Genomic DNA, 6601 nt, shown 5'->3' on the forward strand with positions numbered 1-6601 from the left:
GCGATATACCCAAGTTAATGCAAAGCACCTTTTTGCGGTGGGATTAATTGATCAGACCGATATGAGTACCCAACTAGACTTAACGACAGCCTCACCTTGCCAGAACTTCGATTCTGCCCAAGGCTATATTACCCTCCAGGTTCATCAGGTCATTGATGCCCACAATAATATCGCGACCCTATTTGGTGAACGCATCTGTGAAGAATTTCGAAACCATCGGTTTGAACAGGAAAAATTTAAAATCAGCGTCAGTATTAGTATTACTGACTGTTTCGTCGTTTATACCTCTCACGCTCTCATCAAAGTAGCGGATGAGGATCTTGCATAGAACCCGCTTAAAGACCTAGCTAAGCAAACTCCAGATTCTCATTATCAACCAAAGAATCGTGACGATATGTATAGATAAATTTAATTAAGATTTCTATGTAAATACTATCAATTTAAATTGAATGAATAGTCGTCCTGTATCATCAATAAAAAAGAGAGACATATAGCCTCTCCTTTCATTCACTTTAGAACTACTTTTCGTAGGCCATTTGCTTTATTAGATTAAAGCTTAACCCATGCGTCTTGCCAGTATTGACTATCACCTGGTGCATACGATGCACTTGCACACCACGCCGTGTAAGGCCAAGGTTTACATTCGTATAAGCCATTGTCACTACCTACTACAATATCGCCGGCTGCGTAATCCGTTCCAGCTTCATACGGAGGGTAGTCACCCGGAGGTGGTGGTGTTCCGCCCTCTTCTTTTACTGAGAACGAGTTATCCAACATCACCACTTCGCCATCTGTCGCAGTTCCAACCACTTCCAGCTTGTACTGACCTTCTTTGACATCATACAGGTCCATCGTAACCGTGCGGCTATCGGTTAGCTTCACGTTGGTCTGTTCAACCACAGAACCCGCGCTATTGATCACTTTTGCGATAACATCAAGCACTTCATTCGACTCCAATGTGAACTGAATATTTACATCGCCATTATCTAGAATGTATTCAGACTTCAGACCAGACACGCTCAGTTCTACGTCACCACCTGGATCTGGGTTGCCACCACATGAACTGTCTGACGCTTGCTTCCAAACGCCCCACTCACCTGTTGTTCCTGGCTCTTCACCACGAGTGTACCAACCCGCCACCCAAGTTACCCCATCGTGGGATACCTGATCACCTTCGACATAAACTGTATTAGCATCCCATGCTGCTGCGCAGTTCGAACCGTCAGTCACAGACACTTTACGCTCAGCAGTTACCGTTTGATTTGCACTATCTGTTACTCGGTAAACAAGCGTGTAGTTACCTATCTCATTCACATCGACACTACCAGTGTATGTAATTGAACTTGTTAGGTCACCGTCTTCAGCATCATTTACTGTAACACCCGCCATTGGGTCGAATGGGTTGCCAAGCACTACAGTAGTATCCGACACGCCATCGAAAACAGGTTTTTGGCTGTAAACTTCTACCGTTCTTGCCTTGGTTGTTTCATTGTTGTCACTGTCTTTCACGCGGTAAGTCAGCACATAAGTTCCAATAACACTGGTCTCGACATAACCTTCAACATCAATTGATGAAGTTAAATCACCATCTTCTTTATCTGTTGCTGTCACGCCTTCCATCGGGTCAAAAACAGTGCCGTGAAGAACACGTGTATTCTCAACACCTTTCAATACAGGTTCACCTTCAACTGGTGGCGGTGTCACTTGGTCGTGAACAAATGGACCGTAGTCTTTGATGAATTATTCGTTGTATGCTTGTCCGGCTTTGTTGGTGCCCATATCCCAGTTGATAGACCAGGTCATGACGCCACGTAAAGGCTGCCCCTGAGCAGTTAAGCTATCGAACGCATCGTATAGATCTTGTGGCTCTTTCACAAAACCGGTTGCTGCTGCGTCAATACTCGAAGGGATACCAAACACAAGCTTATCGTGCGGGATCTTATGGAAACCTCGGGTTCCGTTGATTAAAGAGTCAGAGATGTAGTAAATGAACTCTTCTTTTAGTTCATCGTTGTTTTGAGCAATCCAGCCCACACCGTCAACCCAGATGCCGTCGCCACCTTGATTATAAAACTGCGGGTTAATCCAATCGTAGTAACGTTCCAAGTTATCGATATAAGGAATATACTTACCACCCGTCGTTAGGTACGGGAACTCTGGCGCCATAGTAATAAGGAAGTTTTTACCTTCTGCGCGGTAGTGATCTTTCACTAGCTTCAGTGCGAAAGGAATAACGGTTTGGTTGTTTGCAGCAGTGACGGCCGCTTGCTCTAGGTCGATATCTAGACCATCAAAGCCATAACGCTCCGTAAGACGAATGATCTCATCAGCAAAAGCTCTCTCATCACCAGTTTCTAGCTCTACGTGTGCATCTGCACCACCCAAAGCCAACATTACAGAGCGGCCTTGCTTGTTTAGTTCTGAGATTTGATCAATAAATTGTTCTTCTGAAAGCCCAACCCTTGAGTCCAGTTTAAAAGTTGGAATTCGACCATCCGCCACGTCATACACTTTCATGAATGAGACGTTCACAATGTTGTACATCGGGTTCACTTCATCTAGCGTTACACATGGCGCATTACCGCCTTGGTAACCCCCGCCATCACACCAGTTGTGCCAATAACCTACCACAACACCCGAATCTGGATTCGTCATGTCAGATCCATTTGCATAAACCGCGCCCGATATGGCCGCCATGCAAACTGATACTGCTAATTGTAGAGCTTTACGTTTCAACATTAGTCCCACTTCCTTACTTAACAGCTGTGCCAATCACAACCGAACCAGTTCATTTTAGTCATGAATATTTATAGAGAAGTAATGGAATTTATAGGAAATAACTACCTTTGATTTAACTTGTGATTTTAAGTCACAGATTGAATGTTAGAATCAATATGATTTTGACTTTTCATTCAAATTAAAATTTGAAAAAAGATAATTATCATCAGTTTACATTGCCTATGAAAATATATTAAACACCGTTAATTCATGAATTAAATTAAGAGTTATATACGGATGAAACATCGTTAATTGAACGGAATAAAAGCTCTAAATATTTTGACATTTAGGACTTTTTATTTTGCGAGTGATATCACCAAAACCTGCAAATAGCTTAATTGTAGGTACAAGTCACATTAAACCCAAAATATAAGCCCCCGCTGATAAATCAACAAAAATATAACATCGTAATTATTTCGAATGGTCTGAATAATAGCTCTCTACTCGTTCAATCAGACTCAGCTTATCTATTTCTTTAAGCGAATTTATTCCGGCAGCGACTTTCCTTCCGCCCCCAGTATCAAAACTCGAACAAATTTCATCTGCGCCAACTCTGTTTGATAAAGGCGCTCGTAAACTCACAGTGTAAGACTGACCATCTGCATTTCTCGTTAACACCGCTTGTGCTCGAACTGGGTCTTGATTCACTATTTCATTGCTAAACACACCACTTATTCGTCTTGCCCAAGTCTCTGCAGGCAATTCAAACACGCGCGCGACTTCACTCTCATAGATCGGAGTAAGGTCTGATAATTGTTGTTTGTCAGTTTTGTAAGCGGCGCGAAGTTGATAAAACACGGATTCTTTATCATCCAAGAGATCGAATGGATTCGAATACTGATACAGCGCTTGATAAAGCTCAATCGGTGAAAAGTGCAGATCACTCAGTGACGCGCCATAGCCGTTATAATTGATTAGGGTGCCTAGCTCTTCCAAAAATTTAGTTTGAGATTGGTCAAATCCATTTGTTAGCGCTAACCGTTCAGCCACCGTTTTTAAATTATCACCAAACGCTGCTGCTATAGCCCACGCTACATATTCTCCCTTGAGTTTTTGGTTGATCAAAAGACTAGTGCAACATTCCGGCGCTGTATTAATGAGAGTCTCAAGGTACTCAGACTTGGGGATGTCCCCTGTACGATGGTGATCGCAGTAAAATACATTAATCTCATCAGCAAGCAGTGATTGTAATGCGGGTAGATTTTTCTCCATCGACACGTCTAAAACAGTCACCGATGTATCATCACTTTGGGGATTCTGTTCCGCTAGCTGGGTAACAACCTGCGAGACCAGCTTGATATCGCGTTTCACCCCCGTGATTAAAGTGCTCTCTTTAGGCTCATGTAGGCGCAGTTGAAGCAATGCGATGATGCCATCTGCATCTCCGTTGAATACGTCGTAATGCATTTTGTTCCTCTTCCCGTGAGATTAAGCCATTCACGATAAAATGAAGTGTACAGATTGTAACGTGAAGGTATAACTAAGCTTAATAGACGATGATTATTTTAACCCTATTTCATAAATACTTAAGTCCGATTTGGAATGCCTTATTCTTAATCCTCTACCTCCGTATTTGTCCATACCTTTCAAATACAAAAAGGCGCAGATAGTCTGCGCCTTTGGTTTAAGTTATTTTGATGCTTGATTAAGACGTTTTGAACTGTGCGACTGCGTTATCCATCTCATGAGCTTGTTCAGCCACTTTGTCTACTTCAACTAAACAGTGCTGTGCTGAGGCATTGTTATCGTGTGAGATGGCATTGAGTTCTGTGATGGAGTCACTCACTTGTGCCATCACAGCACCCTGCTCTTCTATTGCAGACGCAATGCGTTCAGAGTTACCTTGAATGCTCTGCATGTCGCTTAAGATAAGCTGCAAGCTAGCATCCAGCTCTTCTGAATCTTTGAGCGTTAGCTGACCTTGCTGGTTACATTCACCAATTTCAGTCATCGATGCCTGCATCTGGCTTTGAATCGCACTTACCACCGAGGTTATTTCTGTCGTCGACTGGTGTGTTCTGCTTGCTAGTGCGCGTACTTCATCTGCTACAACGGCAAAGCCACGCCCTTGCTCACCAGCACGTGCTGCTTCAATTGCAGCGTTCAATGCTAGTAGATTGGTTTGTTCAGCAATGCTTTGGATGATGTTGACTGCATCACCGATTTGATCGACATGTTGGTTAAGTGAGCTGATTGAATCTTGGCTGCTTGATAGACGTTCAGACAACTGAGTAATGTTATTGATAGTTTCGACCACTACTTCACGCCCCTTATCTGCGTTCACTTTCGCTTGTTGAACGCCTTCTGCAGCAACAGAGGTGCTTTCTGAAATTTCACCAATCGTTAATACCATCTCTTGAACAGACGTTGTCATGGTTGATGTATGGTTAGCTTGAACTTCAAACTGTTTGATTACCGACTCAAGCTCATCGTGCATGTTAGACGTACTTTGAGTCAGTTGTAAAGACTTAGATTGAGAGGCAGAAATCAAGCCTTCAAGCTGCTCAAGCAACTGATTGAAGTACTGACCTAGAGTGCTTAACTCGTCTTTACCATCAAGATGCGAACGAATCGACACATCGTTGGAATCGACAATATTGCGGATCACCGAAAGCAGGGATTCAATTTTGCCAATGATAGAGCGAACAATTAACCAGCTAAACAAAATGATCGACACAAGCAATGTGACGCAAAGGATGTTGTTGATCAGCGATAGTTTGTCCATCTCCTTTTGAGTTCCTTGGTCCAGTACGGCTGAAAACTCTTTAAACTGAGTTTCAATCACGTGAGAACCTGCACGCGCTTTGCCCATTAAGCCTTCATCATGCTTCAAACCAATGTGTTGCTTTTGTTCGACCACCAGCTTTGCTGTTTGTAGCAAAGCACTGGTACTTGATGAAAGCATGCTCGGATCAAAGGTACCCTTTTCAATCAGGTCATTAAAAAGATAAAGCTCAACTTTTTGCTCTGGGCTTGCGTTAGCACTCATGCTATCTAGCACTTCATGAAACTGCCCTAATAAGCCTTTGTCCCTGGCCAGTCCATAGACTTCCGTCGCCTTGGCCAAATCTACAAAACTCTTGTGGTAAGCTTCGATGTCTTCACGTAAGTGTGTGCTGTTTGCTAAACCTAAATCGTTCAGAACCACATTGAGTTGGGATTCGGAAGCCAAAAACTTGTTGTAGTTTACGTCGAACTTATCAAGGTACTTCATATCATTTCGCAACAAGAAGTCTTTCTCATTACGGCGGAGATTAAGCAGGCGAACCTCTAGTTCTTTAGTGATTTGTTTCGCTTCGCTCATTTGAGCAGTCGTATCTGCGAATTGCGAGGTGGTAAACAACAATGAAATCATGCCGAAAATGGAAAACATTCCCAATGAATAGAGCTTTTTCTTTATATCCATAGATGTGACTCGTCTTTACTAAATTTAGGTATCTAAGGCTGGGCGTTTAACTATGTTATCTTGCCCATGCTATTTCGTTATTTTTATCTTTTTACCAATAATAGGCGTTTTACAGCAGCCGTTTTGACTCTATACCCACCATTGCACATTCATTGAAAATGCAAAGAGAGCACCCACTAAGGTTAAAAATATCAATAACACAAATTGGTACGATGTACATTAGCAAGATTATAAAATTGGGATAAAAAGGATTCTCACGTTTGATACAAACGTTAAAAACAGCCCTGACACCTTTTAAATAAAGGGATTTGAAGATTTTCTCACCAACCCATTTGTTTAGATGAATTCCAAGTGATATGTGTTTAATTTTGATAAACGAGTCGCTAATCAAAGAAGTGGACCCCAATGGTTGGACAT

The 6601-nt window shown here is 42.4% G+C and carries 5 protein-coding genes; 1 reads left to right on the plus strand and 4 read right to left on the minus strand.

Annotation, left to right across the window (positions count from 1 at the left end; genetic code table 11):
* The coding region (locus ACTRWI_RS21610) for a hypothetical protein (protein ID WP_499133772.1) at positions 1-328 on the plus strand (328 nt) is incomplete at its 5' end.
* Positions 329-549: 221 nt separating this feature from the next.
* Here ACTRWI_RS21610 and ACTRWI_RS21615 read toward each other — a convergent pair.
* From ACTRWI_RS21615 to ACTRWI_RS21630, 4 genes are all read right to left on the minus strand, one after another.
* The gene (locus tag ACTRWI_RS21615; RefSeq protein ID WP_499133773.1) at positions 550-1704 is read right to left on the minus strand and encodes an immunoglobulin-like domain-containing protein; all 1155 of its coding nucleotides are present in this window, start codon (positions 1702-1704) and stop codon (positions 550-552) included.
* Positions 1705-1740: 36 nt separating this feature from the next.
* Positions 1741-2739, minus strand: a complete 999-nt coding sequence (locus ACTRWI_RS21620; RefSeq protein WP_499133774.1) for a chitinase — start codon at positions 2737-2739, stop codon at positions 1741-1743.
* Between the two features lie 450 nt (positions 2740-3189).
* Entirely contained in the window at positions 3190-4185 is a 996-nt protein-coding gene (locus ACTRWI_RS21625; protein WP_499133775.1) for a DHH family phosphoesterase, read from the minus strand.
* A 238-nt stretch (positions 4186-4423) separates the two neighbouring features.
* Positions 4424-6184, minus strand: a complete 1761-nt coding sequence (locus ACTRWI_RS21630) for a methyl-accepting chemotaxis protein (protein ID WP_499133776.1) — start codon at positions 6182-6184, stop codon at positions 4424-4426.
* Positions 6185-6601: the final 417 nt, after the last annotated feature.

The sequence above is a fragment of the Pseudoalteromonas sp. G5_S1_14_S5 genome (assembly GCF_054968605.1).